This window comes from Streptomyces sp. NPDC014995 (assembly GCF_043080745.1).
In the GTDB taxonomy this organism is placed as follows: Bacteria; Actinomycetota; Actinomycetes; order Streptomycetales; family Streptomycetaceae; genus Streptomyces.
In genome coordinates this window covers 264,210-284,826 of the sequence record NZ_JBIBVX010000003.1, presented here as the reverse complement: position 1 = coordinate 284,826, position 20,617 = coordinate 264,210, and the positions used below count along the sequence as shown (strand labels likewise).

The 20,617-nt window shown below is 73.1% G+C and carries 18 protein-coding genes; 3 read left to right on the top strand and 15 right to left on the bottom strand.

Annotation, left to right across the window (positions count from 1 at the left end):
- Position 1: 1 nt before the first annotated feature.
- The 9 genes from ACF1A1_RS08710 to ACF1A1_RS08670 form a co-directional block, all read right to left on the bottom strand.
- Positions 2 to 820 (bottom strand): TrmH family RNA methyltransferase, encoded by an 819-nt coding sequence (locus ACF1A1_RS08710; protein WP_391646883.1) that lies wholly within the window; start codon positions 818 to 820, stop codon positions 2 to 4.
- A gap of 65 nt (positions 821 to 885) precedes the next feature.
- On the bottom strand, positions 886 to 2,118 hold the full coding sequence (cobA, locus tag ACF1A1_RS08705) for a uroporphyrinogen-III C-methyltransferase (RefSeq protein ID WP_391646881.1): 1,233 nt from the start codon (positions 2,116 to 2,118) through the stop codon (positions 886 to 888).
- A gap of 142 nt (positions 2,119 to 2,260) precedes the next feature.
- Positions 2,261 to 6,691: a nicotinate-nucleotide--dimethylbenzimidazole phosphoribosyltransferase gene (cobT, locus tag ACF1A1_RS08700; RefSeq protein ID WP_391646879.1), complete on the bottom strand. Its 4,431-nt coding sequence runs from the start codon at positions 6,689 to 6,691 to the stop codon at positions 2,261 to 2,263.
- A gap of 366 nt (positions 6,692 to 7,057) precedes the next feature.
- Positions 7,058 to 8,275 carry a precorrin-6y C5,15-methyltransferase (decarboxylating) subunit CbiE gene (gene cbiE / locus ACF1A1_RS08695; protein ID WP_391646877.1) on the bottom strand — a complete coding sequence of 406 codons (1,218 nt, stop codon included), beginning with the start codon at positions 8,273 to 8,275 and terminating at the stop codon, positions 7,058 to 7,060.
- A gap of 94 nt (positions 8,276 to 8,369) precedes the next feature.
- Positions 8,370 to 9,008, bottom strand: coding sequence for a GNAT family N-acetyltransferase (locus ACF1A1_RS08690; protein ID WP_391646874.1), 639 nt, complete (start codon positions 9,006 to 9,008; stop codon positions 8,370 to 8,372).
- Between the two features lie 286 nt (positions 9,009 to 9,294).
- Positions 9,295 to 10,122: a MetQ/NlpA family ABC transporter substrate-binding protein gene (locus ACF1A1_RS08685; RefSeq protein ID WP_391646872.1), complete on the bottom strand. Its 828-nt coding sequence runs from the start codon at positions 10,120 to 10,122 to the stop codon at positions 9,295 to 9,297.
- 67 nt (positions 10,123 to 10,189) lie between these two features.
- Positions 10,190 to 10,927 carry a methionine ABC transporter permease gene (locus ACF1A1_RS08680; RefSeq protein WP_391646870.1) on the bottom strand — a complete coding sequence of 246 codons (738 nt, stop codon included), beginning with the start codon at positions 10,925 to 10,927 and terminating at the stop codon, positions 10,190 to 10,192.
- Complete coding sequence (locus tag ACF1A1_RS08675; RefSeq protein ID WP_391646868.1) at positions 10,924 to 11,967, bottom strand: methionine ABC transporter ATP-binding protein; 1,044 nt, start codon at positions 11,965 to 11,967, stop codon at positions 10,924 to 10,926. Before ACF1A1_RS08675 ends, ACF1A1_RS08680 begins: the two co-directional genes overlap by 4 nt.
- A gap of 370 nt (positions 11,968 to 12,337) precedes the next feature.
- Positions 12,338 to 12,988, bottom strand: coding sequence for an HAD-IA family hydrolase (locus tag ACF1A1_RS08670; RefSeq protein WP_391646866.1), 651 nt, complete (start codon positions 12,986 to 12,988; stop codon positions 12,338 to 12,340).
- 69 nt (positions 12,989 to 13,057) lie between these two features.
- On the opposite strand from ACF1A1_RS08670, the gene ACF1A1_RS08665 reads away from it, so the two are divergent.
- On the top strand, positions 13,058 to 13,417 hold the full coding sequence (locus ACF1A1_RS08665; RefSeq protein WP_391646864.1) for a hypothetical protein: 360 nt from the start codon (positions 13,058 to 13,060) through the stop codon (positions 13,415 to 13,417).
- A gap of 1 nt (position 13,418) precedes the next feature.
- The gene (locus tag ACF1A1_RS08660) at positions 13,419 to 13,838 is read left to right on the top strand and encodes a hypothetical protein (RefSeq protein ID WP_391647198.1); all 420 of its coding nucleotides are present in this window, start codon (positions 13,419 to 13,421) and stop codon (positions 13,836 to 13,838) included.
- A 111-nt stretch (positions 13,839 to 13,949) separates the two neighbouring features.
- Here ACF1A1_RS08660 and ACF1A1_RS08655 read toward each other — a convergent pair whose 3' ends face one another.
- The 3 genes from ACF1A1_RS08655 to ACF1A1_RS08645 all read right to left on the bottom strand — a co-directional run bounded on the left by ACF1A1_RS08655 (position 13,950) and on the right by ACF1A1_RS08645 (position 16,252).
- The gene (locus tag ACF1A1_RS08655; RefSeq protein WP_391646862.1) at positions 13,950 to 14,447 is read right to left on the bottom strand and encodes a GNAT family N-acetyltransferase; all 498 of its coding nucleotides are present in this window, start codon (positions 14,445 to 14,447) and stop codon (positions 13,950 to 13,952) included.
- A gap of 45 nt (positions 14,448 to 14,492) precedes the next feature.
- Positions 14,493 to 14,999 carry a sigma-70 family RNA polymerase sigma factor gene (locus tag ACF1A1_RS08650; protein ID WP_391646860.1) on the bottom strand — a complete coding sequence of 169 codons (507 nt, stop codon included), beginning with the start codon at positions 14,997 to 14,999 and terminating at the stop codon, positions 14,493 to 14,495.
- A 68-nt stretch (positions 15,000 to 15,067) separates the two neighbouring features.
- Positions 15,068 to 16,252, bottom strand: a complete 1,185-nt coding sequence (locus ACF1A1_RS08645) for a glycerophosphodiester phosphodiesterase (RefSeq protein WP_391647196.1) — start codon at positions 16,250 to 16,252, stop codon at positions 15,068 to 15,070.
- A gap of 442 nt (positions 16,253 to 16,694) precedes the next feature.
- Here ACF1A1_RS08645 and ACF1A1_RS08640 point away from each other — a divergent pair, with 442 nt between their 5' ends.
- The gene (locus ACF1A1_RS08640) at positions 16,695 to 17,366 is read left to right on the top strand and encodes a lysophospholipid acyltransferase family protein (protein ID WP_391647194.1); all 672 of its coding nucleotides are present in this window, start codon (positions 16,695 to 16,697) and stop codon (positions 17,364 to 17,366) included.
- A gap of 91 nt (positions 17,367 to 17,457) precedes the next feature.
- Here the strand turns inward: ACF1A1_RS08640 and ACF1A1_RS08635 are convergent, their stop codons facing one another.
- From ACF1A1_RS08635 to ACF1A1_RS08625, 3 genes are all read right to left on the bottom strand, one after another.
- Positions 17,458 to 18,981: an MFS transporter gene (locus ACF1A1_RS08635; RefSeq protein ID WP_391646858.1), complete on the bottom strand. Its 1,524-nt coding sequence runs from the start codon at positions 18,979 to 18,981 to the stop codon at positions 17,458 to 17,460.
- The gene (locus tag ACF1A1_RS08630) at positions 18,978 to 19,529 is read right to left on the bottom strand and encodes a TetR/AcrR family transcriptional regulator (protein WP_391646855.1); all 552 of its coding nucleotides are present in this window, start codon (positions 19,527 to 19,529) and stop codon (positions 18,978 to 18,980) included. The genes ACF1A1_RS08635 and ACF1A1_RS08630 overlap by 4 nt, the downstream gene beginning before the upstream one ends.
- Positions 19,530 to 19,629: 100 nt before the next feature.
- Positions 19,630 to 20,601 (bottom strand): aldo/keto reductase, encoded by a 972-nt coding sequence (locus ACF1A1_RS08625; protein ID WP_391646852.1) that lies wholly within the window; start codon positions 20,599 to 20,601, stop codon positions 19,630 to 19,632.
- Positions 20,602 to 20,617: the final 16 nt, after the last annotated feature.

Genomic DNA, 20,617 nt, shown 5'->3' with positions numbered 1-20,617 from the left:
GCTACGTCCGCGGGCGGCCCGTCGCCACCGCGTAGAAGGCGACGGCGGCCGCCGCGCCCACGTTGAGGGAGTCGACGCCGTGGGACATGGGGATGCGGACCCATTCGTCGGCGGCGACCAGGGCCTGGGTGGACAGGCCGTCGCCCTCCGCGCCCAGCATGAGGGCGACCCTGTCCATCGTGTGGGGGGCGGCCTCGTCCAGGCTGCGGGCCTTCTCGTCCGGGGTGAGGGCGAGGAGCGTGAAGCCGGCCTCGCGGACCGAGTCCAGGCCCTTGGGCCAGGTGTCCAGGCGGGCGTACGGCACCGAGAAGACCGCGCCCATGGAGACCTTCACGCTGCGGCGGTAGAGCGGGTCGGCGCAGTCCGGGGAGAGCAGGACGGCGTCCATGCCGAGGGCGGCTGCCGAGCGGAAGATGGCGCCGATGTTGGTGTGGTCGTTCACCGACTCCATGATCACGACCCGGCGGGTGGTGCGCAGGAGTTCGGCGGCCGTCGGGAGCGGCTTGCGCTGCATGGAGGCGAGGGCGCCGCGGTGGACGTGGTAGCCGGTGACGCGTTCGGCGAGCTCCGGGCTGACGGCGTAGACCGGGGCCGGGAGCTCGTCGATGACGTCGCGCATGACGTCGACCCACTTGGCGGAGAGCAGCATCGACCGCATCTCGTAGCCGGCTTCCTTGGCCCGTCTGATGACCTTCTCGCCCTCGGCGATGAACAGGCCCTCGGCGGGTTCGCGCCTGCGGCGCAGCTCCACGTCGGTCAGACCGGTGTAGTCGCGCAGGCGCGGGTCGGCAGGGTCCTCAACGGTGATGAGATCGGCCACAGGGGTGATACTGCCTTGTCCTGGGTGCGGTGCCAACGGCTCGGTACGGGTTCTGTTACCCCGGGTTACGCCGACGTCGGCGGGCCGACGGTGACGACCTGGCCGATGATGATCACGGCCGGGGGCTTCACGTCCTCGGCACGGACCGTCTCGGCGACCGTCGCCAGGGTCGCGTCGACGCGGCGCTGGGCCGCCGTCGTGCCCTCCTGGACGAGGGCGACGGGGGTGTCCGCCGGCTTCCCGTGGGCTACCAGGGTCTCGGCGATCTTTCCGATCTTGTCGACGCCCATGAGGATGACGAGCGTGCCGGTGAGCTTCGCCAGGGACGGCCAGTCGACCAGGGAACGCTCGTCGTCGGGGGCGACATGGCCGCTGACCACCGTGAACTCGTGGGCCACGCCGCGGTGGGTGACCGGGATGCCGGCCGCGCCCGGGACGGAGATCGAGCTGGAGATGCCCGGGACGACCGTGCAGGGGATGCCGGCCTCGGCGAGGGCCTGGAGCTCCTCCATGCCCCGGCCGAAGACGTACGGGTCGCCGCCCTTGAGGCGGACGACGGACTTGCCCTGCTTGGCGTGCTCGATCAGCGCGTTGTTGATGGCCTCCTGGGCCATGTAACGGCCGTACGGGATCTTCGCCGCGTCGATGACCTCGACGTGCGGCGGGAGTTCGGCGAGGAGGTCGCGCGGGCCCAGCCGGTCGGCGATGACGACGTCCGCCTCGGCGAGGAGGCGGCGGCCGCGGACCGTGATCAGGTCCGGGTCGCCGGGGCCGCCGCCGACCAGCGCCACGCCGGGGGTGCGGGTGCGGTGGTGGGGCGCGACCAGGGTGCCGTCGCGCAGGCCCTCGACCACCGCGTCGCGGATGGCGGCGGTGTGGCGGGGGTCGCGGCCGCGGGCGTTCGTGGTGAGGACGGCGACCGTGACGCCCTCGCTGGTGCCGGTGGCGGGGGTCCAGGCGGTCGCCTGGTCGGCGTCGTCGGAGCGCACGCACCACACGCGGTGCGCCTCCGCCTCGGCGGAGGCCCTCCGGTTCGCCTCCGGGTCGCTGGTGGCGATCAGGGCGTACCAGGCGTCCGCGAGGTCGCCCTCGGCGTAGGGGCGCCGGTGCCAGGTGATCTCGCCCGCGTCCGCCATCGCCTCGACGGACGGGGTCGCTCCCGGGGATACGAGGTGGATGTCGGCGCCTGCCGCGATCAGTGCGGGGAGGCGGCGCTGGGCCACCTGGCCACCGCCGAGGACGACGACCCGACGGCCGGTGAGGCGGAGACCTACGGGGTAGGCGGGGTGTTCGGCCATGAGGTGCGGCTCCTCGAACAGGCAGGGGATGGGCGCTGCGGCTCCGGAGCGGCCCTGACGTGCGGATTTTAAGACGTGCGTTCAGCGTACGGCGGGGTCGGGGGGCACCTGGGAGCGCATGCCCGCCGACCCCGAGCGGGTCCTACTTCTCGGTGACCCCCGCCGAATCGAACGTCGCCACCTCGTGCATGGCGCGTGCCGTGCTCTGGACCAGGGGCAGGGCCAGGAGGGCGCCGGTGCCCTCGCCGAGGCGGAGGTCGAGGTCGACCAGGGGGCGCAGGCCCAGCTTGTTGAGGGCGGCGACGTGGCCCGGTTCGGCGCTACGGTGGCCCGCGATGCAGGCCGCGAGGACCTCGGGGGCGATGGCACGGGCCACCAGGGCGGCGGCGCCGGCGCTGACGCCGTCCAGGATCACCGGCGTACGCAGGGAGGCGCCGCCCAGCAGGAGGCCGACCATCGCGGCGTGTTCGAAGCCGCCGATCGCCGCGAGGACGCCGATGGGGTCGGCCGGATCCGGCTGGTGGAGTTCGAGGGCGCGGCGGACGACCTCGGTCTTGCGGGCGAGGGTCTCGTCGTTGATGCCGGTGCCGCGGCCGGTGACCTCGGCCGCGTCCGCGCCCGTGAAGACGGAGATGAGGGCCGCGGACGCCGTCGTGTTGGCGATGCCCATCTCACCCGTGAGCAGCGCCTTGTTGCCGGCCGCCACCAGGTCGCGGGCCGTCTCGATGCCCACCTCGATGGCCTGCTTGGCCTCCTCACGGGTCATCGCGGGGCCGGTGGTCATGTCGGACGTGCCCGCGCGGATCTTGCGGGGCAGCAGGCCGGGGGTGGCCGGGAGATCGGCCGCCACGCCGACGTCCACCACGCAGACCTCGGCGCCCACCTGGGTCGCGAAGGCGTTGCAGACCGCTCCCCCGCCCAGGAAGTTGGCGACCATCTGGGACGTGACCTCCTGGGGCCACGGGGTGACGCCCTGGGCGTGCACACCGTGGTCACCGGCGAAGATCGCCACGGCCGCGGGCTCCGGGATCGGCGGCGGGCACTGCCGGGACAGGCCGGACAGCTGGGCGGAGATGATCTCCAGCATGCCGAGCGCCCCGGCGGGCTTCGTCATGCGCTTCTGCCGTTCCCAGGCTTCCCCCAGCGCCTTGGCGTCCAGCGGGCGGATCCCCGCGACGGTCTCGGCGAGCAGGTCGTGCGGGTCCTCGCCGGGCAGCGCGCGACGGCCGTACGTCTCCTCGTGGACGACCCACGACAGGGGGCGGCGCTTGGCCCAGCCGGCCTGCATCAGCTCGGGCTCGTCCGGGAACTCGTCGACGTAGCCCACGCACAGGTAGGCGATGACGTCGAGGTGCTCGGGCAGGCCGAGGGCGCGGACCATCTCGCGCTCGTCGAAGAAGCTGACCCAGCCGACGCCGAGGCCCTCGGCGCGGGCGGCGAGCCAGAGGTTCTCGACGGCGAGCGCGGCGGAGTACGGCGCCATCTGGGGCTGGGTGTGGCGGCCCAGCGTGTGGCGGCCGCCGCGGGTCGGGTCGGCGGTGACGACGATGTTGACCGGGGTGTCGAGGATGGCCTCGATCTTCAGTTCCTTGAACTGTTTCGCCCGGCCCTTGGGCAGCGACTTCGCGTACGCGTCGCGCTGACGCATCGCCAGTTCGTGCATGGCGCGGCGGGTGTCGGCGGAGCGGATGACGACGAAGTCCCAGGGCTGCGAGTGGCCGACGGACGGCGCGGTGTGGGCGGCCTCCAGGACGCGCAGCAGCACCTCGTGCGGGATGGGGTCGCTGCGGAAGCCGTTGCGGATGTCGCGGCGCTCGCGCATGACCTTCAGCACGGCCTCGCGCTCGGCGTCGTCGTACGCGGGCGCGGCGGGGCCGGCGGGCTGTCGTGCTTCTTCCACCGGGGCCGCGCTCTCTTCCTGGTGCTCTTCCTGGCTCTCTTCCTGGTCGGCGGCCCTGGTGTCCAGGTCCTCCGGGTTCTGTGCGACGTTCGGGTCGGGCTCGGGGCTCGACTCGGGCTCCGTCTCCGGGGTGGCCGCGACCGGGGCCCCGGCTCCGCGCGGGGCGGGAACCCTGGCGACGGGAGTCTCGGCGGCCGGTGCGGCCGGGGTTTCGGCCTGCGGCTCGGGCGCTTGCGACCCGGGCACCTGCACCCCGGTCGCTCGCGGCTCGGCCGGGAGCGTGACGGGGTGCGGCGGGGTGGGGGCGAGGTGGGGGGTGGTGGGCACCGTGCCCTCCGCGGGCACGAACTCGCCCAGCGGGGCGTCCGGCTGCGGCTCGGCGGGCGTGGCCGCCGCGGGAGCCGCGGTGTCCGGGGCGGGCTCGGCAGCGGCTTCCGCCTCGGCCGTCACCGGGGCGGTGGTGTCCGGCGCGGTGGTGTCCGGGGTGTGAGATGCCGGGTCCGCGATGTGGCCGGGGGCGGGGGCTGCGTGCGCCGGGGTCTCGTGCACGGGCTCCACCTGCTGTTCCGGCTGCGGCTCCGGGGCGGGGTCGCTCTCCGGCGCGGGCTGTACGGGGAGTTCCGCCACGGGCTGCTCCTGGGGCACCTGCTCGGCCTCGGCCTGCTGGACGACCGGCTCGACGGGGACGCTCTCGGCGGGCGCCGGGGAGGTGCCCGCGACGGGGGTGGCGTCGGGGGCTGCGGCCACGGCGGGCTCGGCGGACGCCTCGACGGGCTCCGGGGCCGGGGCGGGCGCCTCGGGGGTGGGGGCGGCTGCCGCTTCCGGGGTGGCGGCGGGCGCCTCCGGGGCGGGGGCAACCGGCTCCGGGGCGGAGGCGACCGGCTCGGCGGCGGCAGGGGCGACCGGCTCGGCGCCAGGGGCGACGGGCTCGGGCAGCTGAGGGGTTGCGGGAGCTGCCGCCTCGGGAGCCTGGGCGAGGTCGGGCGAAAGGGCAGGGGCGGAGTCGGGGTCGGGCGCAGGGACCTGAGCCGCGCCGGGGGCCGGGGGCTCGGCGGCGTCGGATTCGGGAGCCTCGGCCGCGGGGACCGCCTCGGGGGCCGGGACGGGGACGGGTGCTGCGGCAGCCGGAGCCGGCTCGGGAGCCAGGGCCTCGGCTGCGGGCGCCCCGTCGGGAGCCGGACCCTCAGGGGCGGATGCGGGCGCGGGTGCCTCGGCGGCCGGAGCCGTCTCGGGTGCGGGCGCCTCCGTGACCTGAGCCGCCTCCGCCACGGACGCCTCCGTGACCTGAGCCGCCTCCACCACGGGCACCTCGGCAGTCTGGGCCGCCTCCACCACGGGCACCTCGGCAACCTGAGCAGCCGCCTCCACCACGGGCGCGTCAGCGACCGGGGCAGGTGCAGGCGCCGTCGGGGCCTCGGCCGCTTCGGCGGCGGCAGCCACGGGATTCTCGACCGCGTCCGGGGCCTGGACCGCGTCGGGGGAACTCGCCTCGGGGGCCGGGACGGGCTCAACCGGGGCCGACTCCGGGGCCTGCGGGTGCTCGATGGTCTGCGGGTGCTCGGGAGCGACGGCGGCGGCCGCGTCCGCGGGCCCGCCCTCAGGAACCGCTACGGCCTCCGGCGCCTGCGCCCCGTCCACCGGCCGGCCCACGGCCGGCGCGACGGCGGGCTCGGACGCCTGGCCGGGACCGGGCACGGGCTCGGACACCTGGCCGGGCACGGAGGCGGGCACGGGCTCGGACACCTGGCCGGGCACGGGCTCGGACACCTGGCCCGGACCGGACACGGAGGCGGAGTCCGAAACGGGCTCCGCCGCAGCTACCGGGGCCGTGCTCGGCGCGGCCTCGCCGGGCGCCGCGGCTCCCGCCGCGCCGACCGCGCCCTGCGCCTGACCCACGGCTGTCGCGCCGGCCTGCGCGCCCGCAACGGCGTTCAGGGACGCGGCCTCCTGGGCCTGCGGTGTCTCGTCCGCGGGCCCGTGCTCAGCACCCTGCGGGGCAGCCGTGGCCGTGACGGCCTCCGTGGCCACACGGGCCACGAGCGCCTGGGCCGCGCCCACCGGCTCGGGCTGCGGCTGGGCTGCCGGAACAACCGTTTCCCCCGGGGCCGCCCCTGCGCCGACCGGCGCCTGGGCCGCGGCCTGGGCGCCCCAGGGCGCCGCGCCCTGCGGAGGCGTCTCACGCAGGGGCGGGACGTCGAGGTACTCCGGGCCGGACGTGGCCGGACCGGGGTGGCGTACCGGCGCCCCGGCGGGGCCGCGGTCGGCGAGGGAGCGGACCGGGCTGGCGGAGGTGTTGGGGATGGGCGGGCCCAGGTGCAAGGGCCGGCGGGGCGTGATCGGCGGGATCGGGGTCGACGGCGCCGTCGGCCCCGGCAGGCGGACCGCGCTGAGGTCGACCGAACCGCTGTCGCGGCCGGCCGTCTCGTGCGGGCCCGGTTCGTGCACGGCCTCGGCAACCGGTTCGTGCACGGCCTCGACCACCGGCTCCGGCGCGGGTGGCGCCACCTCGTTGCCCCAGGCGCTCTGGGCGCCCGGCAGCAGCAACAGGTCTTCGTCCTCGGCGGTGGTCTCGGAGAGGTAGGTGTACGCGCCGTGCGCGGGGGCGCCCGGCTGCTCCACCATGCCTGCGTTCTCCGGCAGTCCCTCGCCCGGGACCTGGCCGGTGTCGGTCATGCGTACCCCTCGCCCATCGGTTAGTGCTCCTACGACCAGCTCACCCGGAGCGGCGCACCGACCGCCCCGTAGTGAAGAACGAGCGTCCGCGCCCAGCGGCACGAACGACCCGCCCGAAAAAGCGACAAAGCCATTCAGTGGCATTGTCCCGGCCGTCGCCGCGTCGCGACACCTTGATCCGCGACGCTCCACTGTGGACTGCGCCACGTTGCGCGCCCTCCGGTTCTGCCGTACCACACGCATCCCAAAACGGATGCGTTTTCCGGACATTGACCGACGAAGTGCCGGGCGACCGGATGCGGTACGACGATCGGCCAGCCTACCGCGCGCGGTACGACAACAGGATCACGGGGAGGGCGGACCGGGTCACGCCGGCCGGTCGGGCAGGACCCCGCTGAGCAGGAACGCGACGCTCCGCTCCGTCTCCGTCCAGGCCCGCGTGTCGAGTTCGACGGACTGGAGGAGGGCGCACTCGACGCGGTAACCGTGTTCGGTCAGGTCGCGGCCGACGAGTTCGGCGGCGTCGCGGGTCATGGCGTGGGTGACGATGCGCTGCGGACGGCGGTCGGCGACCGCGGAGACCACGGCCGCTCCCCCGCCGCCGACGCGCACGACGTCCGGTTCGGGCAGGTTCTCCAGGACGTGCGGGGCGGTGCCGTGGACGATCTGGAGCTGGACGCCGTAGTGACGTGCGGAGGCGTCGGTGCGGGCGCACGCCTCCCGGTCGCGGTCGACGGCGATGACGGCCGCCCCCGCCCGCGCGGCGTCGGTCGCGAAGGCGCCGCCGCCGCAGCCGATGTCCCAGACGAGGTCGCCGACGCGCGGCCCCAGACGGGCGAGTTGGGCCGCGCGGAGCAGTTCCGACTCGCCCTCGCCGAGGTCACCGCCGTACGCCTCGGCGGGCAGGGCCCAGCCGCGCGGGCCGGTGCCCGGGTCTCGGCCGGCGATCCAGCCGCTCTCCCCGGCACCCACGGGGCCGGCGGGTCCTCCGATGACGATGACGACGTTGGGGTCGCGCCAGGTGTGGTCGGCGGCCTTGTCGGAGGTGACGACGCTGACCTGTTCGCGGTCGGTGCCGAGTTCCTCGCAGACGACGAAGGTGCGGTGGACGCCCTCCAGGAGCAGGCCCAGTTCGGCGGGGCCGGCGCCGGGTGAGGTGAGGACGGCGACCTTGGTGTGGGCGCGGCACACGTTCACCGCGCGGCGCAGGGTGCGCCGGTGTGCGACGACCACCTGGGCGTCGTCCCAGGGCATACCGGCGCGGGCGAAGGCGGCGGCGACGGAGGAGACGGCCGGAACGACCTCGACCTCCAGGCCGAACTCGGGTGCGCGCAGGGTGCGTACGACGCCGAAGAAGCCGGGGTCGCCGTCGGCGAACACGACCGCGGTGCCGCGGTGGGAAGCGATACGGCGGGCGGCGAGAGCGACGCTGCCGAGGCGGATGCGTTCGGCGGGGGGTGGCACTTCGGGCAGCGCCAGGTGGTGGGCGGCGCCGGCCACCAGTGTGGCGGCACCCAGGGCGGAGCGGGCCGCGGCGGTCAGCGGCGAGCCGTCCCAGCCGATCACCGTGACGCGGTCGGCCATCGTCCTCAGTCTCCCGGGGGTTTGCGCAGGCAGCGGGCTCCGTGAGGGTACCCGGTCGCGCGGGACCGGGCGGTGGCGGTGCGGTGACCCGGGGTCAGTTCCAGTCGGTGTAGGACGTGTAGCCGCCGCTCTCCGCGAACTGCTCCCCGGCGCCCTCCAGGTCCTCCGGGAGGAGGCTCCACACGATGAAGTCGGTGCGCACCTCGGTCCAGGTGCCGTCCTCGGCGCGGGCACGCGCTATGCAGGCGTTGCGCAGGACGCCCTCGCTGATGCAGCCGATCTTCTGCGCGACCTGCTGCGAGGCGGTGTTGTCGGCGGCGGTGCGCAGCTCGATGCGCTCGAACTTCTGGTCGGTGAAGAGCCATTGGGCGGTGGCCAGCGCCGCCTCGGAGGCGTAGCCCTCGCCCCGGGCCCAGGGGGCGATGATGTACGACAGTTCGGTGGAGCGGACGTGCCAGTTGGTCTTGCCGAGCTGGATCACGCCGACGAGCCGCTGGGTGAGGAACTCGGTGACGGCGAGGTCGAGGCCGCGGCCCGCCGCGCGTTCGGCGGGGGCGTACTCGCCGATCCAGGTGCGGGCGCCGTCCTCGGTGAAGGGCTGGGGGACGGCGGTCCAGGCCGCGACCTGCTCGTCGTTCATCATCTCGGCGAGGGCGGGCACGTCGTCCTCGTCGAGGGGACGCAGCACCAACCGCTCCGTGCTGATGGAGATGGTGGGGAAGGTGCTCGTCATGCGCCGCTCCGTAACCTTCGAAACCGTCGGGATCCGACCTGCTTGACCGTCAGGCCCGCTGAACTGCCCAGCATGCAGCATGAACGCATCGCGACGCACCACGGGGTCCACTCCGGGTGATGGAGCGGACCCCGCGCGTACACACCGGGGGCCGGCCTCGTGGGCGTCCCCGTCACCGGCTCGGCGACGGGGACGCCGGGTACGGATGTCCGTACGGACTGCGCCACCCCGTACGGGCCGGACGGGGCCGGCCCGGGACGGCGGTGTCCGCCGTGGAGTCGGCGCCTCAGAAGGAGGCGATGACCGAGCCGGCGTACGTGTCCTCGATGAACTTCTTGACCTCGGCGGAGGTGAGGAGCTTCGCGAGCTTCTTCACGCGCGGGTCGTCCTCGTTGCCCTCCTTGACGGCGAGGAAGTTGCCGTACGGGTTGTCCTTGGCGGACTCCAGGACGAGCGCGTCCTCGGCGGGCTTGAGGTCGGCCTCGATCGCGTAGTTGCCGTTGACGACGGCGGCGTCCACGTCGTTCAGGGAGCGCGGGGTCTGGGCCGCCTCCAGCTCCTTGAACTCGAGGTTCTTGGGGTTCTTGGTGATGTCGGCGGGGGTCGCCGAGTTGCCCGCGCCGTCCTTGAGGGTGATGAGCCCGTTCGCGGCGAGGAGCTTCAGGGCGCGCGCCTCGTTGACGGTGTCGTTGGGGACGGCGACGGTCGCACCGCTCTTCAGGTCGTCGACGCTCTTGACCTTGTTGGAGTAGAGGCCGAGCGGTTCCAGGTGGACCGTGACGACGGGCACGACGTGGGTGCCGTTCTTCTTGTTGAAGTCGTCGAGGTACGGCTGGTTCTGGAAGTAGTTGGCGCCCACGGAGCCGTCCTCCGTCGCCGTGTTCGGCGTGACGTAGTCGGTGAACTCCTTGACCTCCAGGTCGAGGCCCGCCTTCTTCGCCAGGTTGTCCTTGACGTAGGTGAGGATCTCGGCGTGCGGGGTCGGGCTCGCGGCGACGATCAGCGGGCCGCTGGTGCCGGAGGCGGAGTCCTGGTCCGAGCCGCAGGCGGTGAGCCCGAGGGTGAGGGCTCCGGCGGCGAGGACGGCGGTGGTGATCTTGGCGGTGTTACGCACGAAAAGTGCCTTTCCTGATGGTGGTGCGACCCCGCTGGGGGTGTGCGGGGAGTCCTGAGGGGGTGGGTCAGGCGACCTTGCCGATGTCGGCGGTCGTGGGCTCCCCGGCCTTCAGCAGCCGCAGCCTGGGCTCGGGGCCCGAACGGCCGCCGCGGCGGTGCAGGGAGCGGGCCGCGAAGTCGCCGGCGAACTGGATGAGCGAGATGACGACGGCGAGGATCGCGACGGTGATCCACATCAGCTCGGTCTCGAAGCGCTGGTAGCCGTAGCGGATGGCGATGTCGCCGAGGCCGCCGGCGCCGACCGTGCCGGCCATCGCGGAGTAGCCGATGAGGGCGACGATCGTGGTGGTGGTGCTGGCGATCAGCGAGGGCAGGGCCTCCGGTACGAGGACCTTGCGGACGATGGTCCAGGTGTTGCCGCCCATCGACTGCACGGCCTCGACGAGGCCGCCGTCCACTTCGCGGACAGCCGTCTCGACCAGGCGCGCGAAGAAGGGGATGGCGCCGATCGCGAGCGGCACGATGGCGGCCTCGCGGCCGATGGTCGTGCCGGTGATGGAGCGTGTGAAGCCCATCAGCGCGACCATCAGGATGATGAACGGCATGGAGCGGGCGACGTTCACGACCTGCCCGGTCACCTTGTTGGCGACGACGTTCTGCAGCAGGCCGCCCCGGTCGGTCAGGACCAGGAGGATGCCGAGCGGGAGGCCGCCGGCCACGGCGATGAGCGTGGACCAGCCCACCATGTGGAGGGTGTCCCAACACGCCTGCTCCAGCAGGGGCCGCATCTCGGACCAGGTCACTTGGCACCGTCCTTCACCAGCGGGGACGCCGGTTCGGCAGCGCCCCGCACGTCGATCTGAAGACCCTGTTCGCGCAGGAAGCCGATCGGTACGACGTTGTCCTCGTAGCGGCCGGGCAGTTCGATGCGCATCCGGCCGACCTGGAGGCCGCCGACGGTGTCGATGGCGGCGCCCAGGATCGATATGTCGATGTTGTAGGTGCGCGACAGCTGCGAGATGACCGGCTGGGTGGCGGCCTCGCCGTGGAAGGTGACGTCGACGACGGTACGGTCGTCGCCGCCGGCCTCGCCGCCCACCGGGAAGAGCGCGGCGGCCAGCTCGGAGCCGGGCTTCGCGAGCAGTTCGCCGACCGTGCCGGACTCGACGACGCGGCCCTGCTCCATGAGCGCGGCCGAGTCGCAGATGCTCTTGACCACGTCCATCTCGTGCGTGATGAGCAGGACGGTCAGGCCGAGCTGCCGGTTCAGGTCGCGCAGCAGCGTCAGGATCGAGCGGGTGGTCTCCGGGTCGAGGGCGCTGGTGGCCTCGTCGGAGAGCAGCACCTTGGGGTCGCCGGCGAGGGCGCGGGCGATGCCGACGCGCTGCTTCTGGCCGCCGGAGAGCTGGGCGGGGTAGGCCTTGGCCTTGTCGGCGAGACCGACGAGGTCGAGGAGTTCGAGCGCCTTGCGGGAACGTTCCTTCCCCGACTTGCCGAGGATCTCCAGCGGCAGCTCGACGTTGTCCTGCACGGTCCGCGAGGACAGCAGGTTGAAGTGCTGGAAGACCATCCCGATACGGCTGCGCGCCGTGCGCAGTTCCCGGCCCGCGCGCGGACCGCGCCCGGCGAGGGCGGTGAGGTCCTGCCCGGCGACGGTGACCGTCCCGGAGGTGGGGCGCTCGAGCAGGTTGATGCAGCGGATCAGCGAGGACTTGCCGGCGCCGGACTGGCCGATGACGCCGTACACCTCGCCTTCGCGGACGTGCAGGTCGACGCCGTCGAGGGCGGTGACCTCACGGCCGCGCGAGCGGTAGACCTTGGTCAGGCCCGATGTGGTGATCACTGGGTTTCCGTCACTGTCGAGTGCGCGGGCGTGGGTGTGCCCGGGCACGGGTGCGAATCGGTCAGGGACGCGACACGGTTCTCGCGGTGGCGATGGAACCGGGGGAGAACATGTGCGCTGGGCGCGGCTCGGGTCGCATACGGCTCACGGCGTACGGACGTGCCACTGCGGCTCGCTTCGGGGCGCGAGCTCGGGGGTGGTGCGGGGGCCCTCTAGAAGGCGCACATTCGACACAGACAACGAGCACCGGGCGTCATCGTCGCCTCGGTCGCAAGGGTGCGGCTGCTCGTCGTGGTCATGTGATCAGTAAAGCAGACCTACGGTCCTGACAAAGCCGCGCTGTCCGCATGCTGGACAGCCGTGGACAGCCTCAGACGCGCTCGGAGATCGCCACTCCCCCGTCGGTGACCAGTGCGGACAAGGCGGACAGGTCCCGCACCACCAGGTCGGCGTCGAGCTCGTGGGCCGGGTGGGTTGTGGCCAATGCCACGGTCCTCATGCCGGCCGCGCGCCCGGCCGCCAGGCCTGCCGGGGCGTCCTCGAAGACGACGCAGTGGGCCGGGTCGACGCCGAGTTCGCGGGCGGCGAGCAGGTAGGGCTCGGGGTCGGGCTTGCCCCGGGTGACGTCGTCCGCGGTGACCAGGGTCTTGGGGCGGATGCCGACGGCCGCGAGGCGGGCCTCGCCCAGGCGCCGGGTGGCGGAGGTGACGACGGCCCAGCGGTCGGCGGGGAGGGTGTCCAGGAACGCCTCCGTGCCCGGGAGCAGTTCGACGCCGCCGTGCGGGACGTCGTCCACCTCGAGCTGTTCGACGCGGGCGACGGCCTCCGGCACGAGCCGGGCGGGCAGCAGGTCGGCGACTATCTCCACGGCCGGGCGTCCGTGCAGTTCGACGCGCGCGAAGTCCTCGGCGGTGATCCCGTACTCCCGGGCCCAGCGGGTCCAGCAGCGCTCGACGGAGGCGAGGGTGGAGACGAGAGTGCCGTCGTTGTCGAAGAGGAGGGCCTGTGCGTGGATCGTCATGGTCCGGACCCTACGTGGCGCCCCGGGGCCGCCCGCAGGGGGCCGTTTCGGCCGTAATAAGGTCGCTGCATGCTTGATGTCCTGACGCTGGTGACCGGTGTCGCCGCGCTGTTGCTCGCCGCGTGGTGCGGCTGGGCTGCCTACCGTGACCAGCCGACGAAGGACTGGCACTTCATCGGGATGGCCGTGGTGTCGGTGCTGGCGCTGGCGCAGCTGGTGGTGGGGATCGTGCAGCTGGCGCGGGGCGAGAGGCCGGAGCAGGGCACGACGATCTTCGTGGCGTATCTGCTGGGCGCGTTCGCCTGCGTGCCGGCGGCGGGATTCATGTCGCTGGCCGAGCGGACCCGGTGGGGGTCGGTGACGGTCGCGGCCGGCGCCGTCGTGCTCGCCGTCCTCGAGGTGCGCCTCCATGACATCTGGGGAGGCTGAGATGACGGCCGCCGAGGAGAGGCCGGCGCGGCTCATCGGAGGGCCGGGGCTGGTGTTGGTGTGGTTCTACGGCGTGATGGTCGTGGGAGCGGTGTCGCGGTCGGCGTACCAGATCGCGACGGAGTTCGACCGGGCGCCGCTGGCCTACTCGCTGTCGGCGGTGGCGGGTGTGGTGTACGGGTTCATCACGTACTCGCTGGTGCGGGGTGGGGAGACCGCGCGGCGGGCGGCCCAGGTGTGCTGCGCCGCCGAGCTCGCGGGTGTGCTGGTCGTCGGTACGTGGACGCTGGTGGAGCCGTCCGCCTTCCCCGACTCCACCGTGTGGTCGGACTACGGGATGGGGTACGTGTTCATTCCCGTGCTGCTTCCCCTGTCCGCCCTGTACTGGTTGCGCGGGGCGCGGGCACGACAGCGCGACTGAGGGGCGACGGGGGCTGCGGACCGCGGGTGACTGCGGGCCGGCCGTAGGCGGCTGCGGACCGAAGGTGGCCGATCGGGCAGTCCCCCGCGGCCCGCGAGGACCGGCCCGCCGTCACGCCGTTGCCGCGTACTCCCCCGCCGCCTTCTCCAGGACGATCATCGGTACGCCGTCCGTGCCCTGGGCGGTGCCCACCGTCTCGTAGCCGACGCGGCGGTAGAGGCGGAGGTTGCCCTCGCTGCGGTGGCCGGTGAAGAGGCGGAACTTCTTGGCGCCGCGTTCCTCGACGAGAGCGGACTCGGCGGCCCGCAGCAGCCGGGCGCCGATGCCGTGACCCTGGAGGCGGGGATGGACGCAGAGCTTTCCGATGGCGGCGGCGCCGTCCTCGGTGATGGTGCCGCGGACCGAGCCGACGACCTCCTCGCCCAGCCGGGCCACGAAGACGCAGTCGGAGGCCAGCTCCTGCCGGACCGAGTCGAGGGTCTGGACGAGCGGGGCGATGCGGTAGTTGCCGTACAGCGCGGCTTCGCTCTGGAAGCACAGGTACTGCAGCCTGAAGATCTGCTCGGCATCCTGCTCGGTCGCCACCGAGATGGTCACGCTCATGCCCATGTGCGCACGCCTCCCGCTCACCTGATCGCCTGTGGTTCTTCACCTCTATCCCCGCACTTGGCGGGTCGCAACCTCCGGCGCGAGCAGACGCCGCAGACATCCCAGACATCTGGAGCGTTCCGGTCCAAGACTGCCCTGTGAGATACCCAACTCCCCCGCGATCTCCCGGTACGTGAGGTCCTTCGGGGACAGCAGGGCCTGGAGGAGACGGGGGCAGCGGCCGGGGAGACGGCGCACGGCGTCGCGCAGGGCGCGGTGGCGGGCGCCGGTGAGGACGAGGTGCTCGGGGCCGCGCTCGCTGTCGTCGGCGGGATCGGTCTCGTACGGCCGTTCCCGGCGGGTCGTGCGGCGGGTGCGGCGGGACTCGGCGCGGACGGCGTGGCGCAGCCAGTCCTGCGGATCGGGGGGCGGGCCGTCGGTGGCGAGGTGTTCCAGCAGGCGCAGCCAGACCGCCTGTTCGAGGTCGGCGGGCTCGGTGCCAATGGCGTACGCCTCGGCGGAGGCCTCCGCGGTGAGCAGGGGGCGCAGGTCGGCGAGCAAGTCGTGCTTCATGTGCGGCACGACGCGGCCGCCCGGCCGTGGGTTGCCCGGGCGGCCGCGTCGTCACCCCAACGGGTCGCTCAGCCGTTGACGTGGTCCTCGCGGGCCAGCAGGCCCGTGTCGGGCTGGTCGGTGAAGACGCCGTCGATGCCGGTCGCGAAGTACGTCCGGTAGGCGCCGAAGACGTCGCCGTAGGCGTCCGCGTCGGTGCCCTTGCGGAGGTTCGCCGGGAGGAAGGGGTTCTCGTTGCGCAGGGTCCAGGGGTGCAGGATCAGGCCGACCGCGTGGGCGTCCTTCACCAGGGTGGTGGGGGTGGTGAGGTTGCCGTTCGCGTCCTTCGGGATGACCAGGTCGAGGGTGGGGCCGATGCCCTGGGCGTAGCCGGCGATCTCGCGGAGCCCCGCGCGGGTGACGAGGTCGGCGACGGTGCGCGGGTCGCCGGTCTCGACGAAGTCCCAGGGCCGGGTGGTCGGGCCGGAGAGGAGGACGACGAGGGGGTTGTCGACCAGCTTGTTCAGGCGCTGGATGCTGGTCGGCTCGAAGGACTGAAGGACGACCGGCGCGTTCTTGCCGTCCTTGCCGTGCTTGCGCAGCAGTTTGGCGACCCGCTCCTCCAGGCTCAGGCCCAGCTTGCGGAAGTAGGTGGGGTGCTTGAGCTCGGGGTAGATCCAGACCTGCTTGCCGCGCCCGCGGGTCTGCTCGTCCTGCCACTCGAGGACCTCCTCGAAGGTGGGGATCCCCCAGCGGCCGTTGTAGAGGGTGTTGTGGGGACGGTTGGCCGGGATGCGCTCGGTCGCGCGCAGGGTCTTCAGCTCGGCGAGGGTGAAGTCCTCGGTGAACCAGCCGGTGGTGGAGACGCCGTCCAGGAGCTTGGTGGTCCTGCGGTCGGCGAACTCGGGGTGGTCCGCCACGTCCGTGGTGCCGCCGATCTCCGGCTCGTGGCGGCAGACGAGGTGACCGTCCCTGGTGGGGACGAGGTCGCCGGCCTCGACGATGTCGGCGCCCAGGTCGAGGGCGAGCTCATAGGCACCGAAGGTGTGCTCGGGCCGGTAGCCGCTGGCGCCCCGGTGTCCGATGATCGTCGGCACGGGCAGGCTCTTGAGGCCCTTGCCGCCCTGACGCGCGCCGTGCCGCGCGGCGGCTTGCGCGGTGCCGGTCAGCCCGAGGGCCGTCCCGGTGGCGCCGAGTGCGGCAGCCGCCCCGAGGAACACCCGCCGCCCGGTTCCCCCCGCCCGGTCGTTCGACTCCCGCGCGTCCTGTGACATCTGCGACTCCTGCGACTCCTGCGACTCGCGCGTTCCCATGAGGGCCTCCCTGCCGTCGGCTCGTCCGTGCGCGCCGATCGTAGGGGCGCACACATGGCCGGAGGGAGACGTCGACTCGAACACGCGGATGACAGCGAATGGCGTATGCCCTGCGGAGGTGTGACGGACCGTCGGATTCGGTGCGGCGGGCTGGGGTAGCCGGTCGGGTGTCGGCCGGCCCGGCCGCGTCCGCCTCCCCGCGGGGCGGGTCGCGGCGTGCGGCGAAGCTCCCTCACATCGTTCCATCCGTGTGACGGACCGGCTACGAGGCACCCGTTCAGGTAAACGTAGGTCAACAGTGCGTAAGGCCTCGGTGAACCCGATGTGCGGTACCCGGGGCCCCGCGAGTATCGTCCTCACCTGCACAGACTTATACCGCTATCCCTTGGCATCGGAGGGCTCGTTGTCCCGCTTCGCGCTCATCAAGGCAGTGCTCGGACCGGTCATGCGCCTGATGTTCCGACCCCGGGTCGAAGGCGTGGAGCACATCCCGGGCGAGGGTCCGGTGATTCTGGCCGGCAACCACCTCACCTTCATCGACTCGATGATCCTTCCGCTCGTGTGCGACCGGCAGGTCTTCTTCATCGGCAAGGACGAGTACGTCACCGGCAAGGGGTTCAAGGGCCGGCTGATGGCCTGGTTCTTCACCGGCGTCGGCATGATCCCGGTCGACCGCGACGGCGGCAAGGGCGGGGTCGCGGCCCTGATGACCGGGCGGCGGATCCTGGAGGAGGGCAGGGTCTTCGGGATCTACCCCGAGGGGACCCGATCGCCCGACGGGCGGCTGTACCGGGGGCGTACGGGTATCGCCCGGCTCACCCTGATGACCGGCGCGCCGGTGGTGCCGTTCGCGATGATCGGCACGGACAAGATCCAGCCGGGTGGGGCGGGGATGCCGCGCCCGAGCCGGGTCACCGTGCGGTTCGGGGAGGCGATGGAGTTCTCCCGGTACGACGGGATGGACCGGGACCGCTATGTGCTGCGGGCGGTGACCGACTCGGTGATGGCCGAGGTGATGCGGTTGTCGGGGCAGGAGTACGTGGACATGTACGCGACCAAGGCCAAGGCGGCGTAAGGGTTCGCCGTCGGGGCGGCAGGGGTGCGGGTGTGTCGTGGTCGCTCGCGCCCACGCGGCGGAGCCGCACATCGGCACAGGCCCGCGCCCGTCAGGGCCGGCTGTCCAGCCGTTGGCCCCGCAGCATGAACCATGCCGCCACCGCCGTCGCCATGAGGACCGCCGCACCCGCCCCCGCCGCGATCGTGAGGCCGTCGACGAAGGCCTCCCTGGCCGAGGACAACAGGTCCCGCGCGGTCGCCGACGGCAGGTGACCCGCCACCTCCACCGCTCCCCCCAGTGACTCGTGGGCCGCGGCCGGCGTGCCCGCCGGGCCGGTGAAGTCGCGGTACACACCCGTCACGATCGAACCCAGCACGGCGATGCCCAGGGCCGCGCCCAGTTCGTACGCCGTCTCCGAGACCGCCGAGGCCGCGCCCGCCTGTTCCTTGGGGACCGAGGACAGGATCACGTCGGCGGTCACCGTGAAGGAGAAGCCGGCGCCCACGCCGACGACCAGCAGGGCGGCGCCCAGCAGCGGGTAGCCGGTGGACTCGTCGATCACGGTCAGCGCGGCCAGGGCCAGGCCGATCGCCGCGAGGCCGCCGGAGACGACCGCGCGGACCGAGAAGCGCCGGGCGGCGCGACCCGCGATCAGGCCGGCCGCCACCGCGCCGACAGCGGCGGGCAGTTCGGCCAGACCCGCCTCGAACGGGCGCCTGCCCTGGACGAGTTGCAGGTACTGCGACAGGAAGAAGACCAGGCCGGACAGGCCGAGGATGGTCAGCAGGTCGGCCAGGACCGCGCCGCTGAAGCCGCGGTTGCGGAACAGGCGCATGTCCAGCAGCGGGACCGGGAGCGTCAGCTGGCGGCGTACGAACCCGTACAGCGCGGCCGTGCCCACCAGGCCCCCGGTGAGGGTGCCCGGGGTGAGACCGTGCGTGGCGGCCTCCTTGACGGCGTAGACGACTCCGATCATGCCGACGAGCGACAGCACGACACTGGTCAAATCCCAGGGGCCCGGGTGGGGATTGCGGGACTCGGGGAGGGTCCTGAGGCCGACGAGGACGAGGACCGCCATCACGGGCAGGTTGATCAGGAAGACCGAGCCCCACCAGAAGTGTTCGAGGAGGAAACCGCCGGCGATCGGGCCGACCGCCGTTCCGGCGGAGGCCGCCGCGCCCCAGATGCCCACCGCCAGGCTGCGCTCGCGCGGATCGTGGAAGAGGTTGCGGATCAGGGCGAGCGTGGCCGGCATCAGCGTCGCGCCGGCGACACCGAGCAGCGCCCGGGCCGCGATCAGCAGCTCCGGTGTCGTCGCGTAGGCGTTCAGCACGGATATGGCGCCGAAGGCGGTGGCGCCGCCGAGCAGGATCCGCTTGCGGCCGATGCGGTCGCCGAGACTGCCCATCGACACCAGCAGGCCTGCGATGACGAAGGAGTAGACGTCGCCGATCCACAGGAGCTGGGTGCCGGAGGGCTTGAGGTCCTCGCTGATGTACGGGGTGGCGAGTCCGAGGACGGTCGCGTCGACGGCCACCAGCAGGACGGCGAGCACCAGCACCGTCAGCGCGGCCCAGCGGCCCGGACGCCGCACCGCCTCGGGCGTGGTCGCCGACGGCAGGGTGCCGGTCATGACTGTTCTCTCCGCAGTGCGCCGCCGAGCAGCAGCTCGACGATCATGTGGGTGAAGTCCTTGCGGGCGACCCGGCCTTCCGTGACCGCCCAGGCGCCGGAGGCCAGCAGGCCGTAGAGCGCCTCGGTCAGCCAGGCCGGGGTGAGGTCGATGCGGAACTCGCCGCTCGCCTGGCCGCGCCGGAAGAGGGTCGCGATGCGGTCGTCGATCCGGGCCCAGCCCTGGTTCTGCTCCTCCCCCTCGAACAGCTGGTTCTCGGTGTAGAGGAAGGCGAGCAGAGGGGCGGCGGGTTCGATCTCGCGCACCAGGCGGTGCACGGCGTCGCTCGCCGGGCCGTCGGCCAGGCGGGCCGCGTCCAGGGCGGCGTCGCACTCCTCGATGCCGAGCGCCTCCAGGGCGCGTACGAGCGCGTCGCGGCCGGCGAAGTGCCGGTGCAGGGTGGCCCGGCTGATCCCGGCGGCCTTGGCGACCTCGTCCATGGTCGCGGTGGATCTGCGGGTCAGCAGCGCCGCGGCGCTGCGCAGCACGTGGTCACGGTCGACAGCCATGAGACAACCATACCCTAGATGAGACATCGACGTCTCAAAGCGAACATGGGTGACTCACCGCGGGCATCCGCGACGCAGGTGTTCGCCCGCTGCGGGAGCCTCAGTGCCAGGGCAGCCGTGCGCGCCGCTCCCAGTAGGCCCGCGGGTCCTCGACCAGGGCGCCGAGGCGGGCCACCTGGTCCTCGTCGAGGTCGACGGCGGCCGCGTGCAGGTTGGAGGCGAGCTGGGTGAGGGTCGCGGCGCCGGAGAGGACGACCCCGGCCCACGGCTGCCGGAGGATCAGCGCGAGGGCGACGGCGTCACAGCCGAGGCCGGTCTCCTCGGCCACCGCCTTCAGGGGCCGCGGCGCGTGCGGGTCGGCGAGGCGTCCGTTGGCCATGCCCTCCTTGACGATCACCGTGAGCCCGGCCTCGTGCGCCTCGGCGAGGGCGGGGGCGGCCGAGGTCTCCAGGGCGTTGTACGTCGACTGGACGGTGCGGAAGAGGGGCGTGCCGTCGACCGTGACCGCGAGGGCGGCGCGGATGGCGTCGGCCTGGGCGGGGCCGCTGGTGGAGAAGCCGAGGGTGAGGCCCTGGGCGGCGGCCTCCGCCAGCTTCGCGTGCAGTTCCCTGTCGGTCAGCGCGGGGCTGTCCGGGGTCACCGAGTGGATCTGGTAGAGGTCGAGCCGGTCGCCGAGCAGTTCGGCCGTCTCGGCGCGCTGCCGCTCGTACGTGCGCACGCTGTGGTCCTTGACCTCGTGCGTCGCGGCGTCGGTGGTCCAGTCGGCGGTGTAGGTGTAGCCCCATTTGCTGCCCACGACGATGTCGTCGACGTCGGGGCGGGCCCGGAGCCAGTCGGCGAGGAACTCCTCGGAGCGGCCGTAGGAGCGGGCGACGTCGAAGTAACGGACGCCCTGGGCGTAGGCCGCGTCGAGGAGTTCGTGGGTGCGGGCGCGCAGCGTCTCGACGCTGCGGTCCTCTCCGAGGTCGTGGTCCCGGCCGAGGTTGATGTAACCGGGGCGGCCGACGGCGGCGAGACCCAGTCCGAGGTGGCAGGTCGGGGTCGTCGCTGAGGCGAGGCGGGCGAAGGGCATCGCGGGCTCCGTTCGG

Excerpts from the sequence above, each read along its gene's own strand:
- cobA (WP_391646881.1), bottom strand. The coding sequence starts at position 2,118 with ATGGCCGAACACCCCGCCTACCCCGTAGGTCTCCGCCTCACCGGCCGT.
- cobT (WP_391646879.1), bottom strand. The coding sequence starts at position 6,691 with ATGACCGACACCGGCCAGGTCCCGGGCGAGGGACTGCCGGAGAACGCA.
- cbiE (WP_391646877.1), bottom strand. The coding sequence starts at position 8,275 with ATGGCCGACCGCGTCACGGTGATCGGCTGGGACGGCTCGCCGCTGACC.
- ACF1A1_RS08690 (WP_391646874.1), bottom strand. The coding sequence starts at position 9,008 with ATGACGAGCACCTTCCCCACCATCTCCATCAGCACGGAGCGGTTGGTG.
- ACF1A1_RS08670 (WP_391646866.1), bottom strand. The coding sequence starts at position 12,988 with ATGACGATCCACGCACAGGCCCTCCTCTTCGACAACGACGGCACTCTC.
- ACF1A1_RS08665 (WP_391646864.1), top strand. The coding sequence starts at position 13,058 with ATGCTTGATGTCCTGACGCTGGTGACCGGTGTCGCCGCGCTGTTGCTC.
- ACF1A1_RS08660 (WP_391647198.1), top strand. The coding sequence starts at position 13,419 with ATGACGGCCGCCGAGGAGAGGCCGGCGCGGCTCATCGGAGGGCCGGGG.
- ACF1A1_RS08655 (WP_391646862.1), bottom strand. The coding sequence starts at position 14,447 with ATGGGCATGAGCGTGACCATCTCGGTGGCGACCGAGCAGGATGCCGAG.
- ACF1A1_RS08650 (WP_391646860.1), bottom strand. The coding sequence starts at position 14,999 with ATGAAGCACGACTTGCTCGCCGACCTGCGCCCCCTGCTCACCGCGGAG.
- ACF1A1_RS08645 (WP_391647196.1), bottom strand. The coding sequence starts at position 16,252 with ATGTCACAGGACGCGCGGGAGTCGAACGACCGGGCGGGGGGAACCGGG.
- ACF1A1_RS08635 (WP_391646858.1), bottom strand. The coding sequence starts at position 18,981 with ATGACCGGCACCCTGCCGTCGGCGACCACGCCCGAGGCGGTGCGGCGT.
- ACF1A1_RS08630 (WP_391646855.1), bottom strand. The coding sequence starts at position 19,529 with ATGGCTGTCGACCGTGACCACGTGCTGCGCAGCGCCGCGGCGCTGCTG.
- ACF1A1_RS08625 (WP_391646852.1), bottom strand. The coding sequence starts at position 20,601 with ATGCCCTTCGCCCGCCTCGCCTCAGCGACGACCCCGACCTGCCACCTC.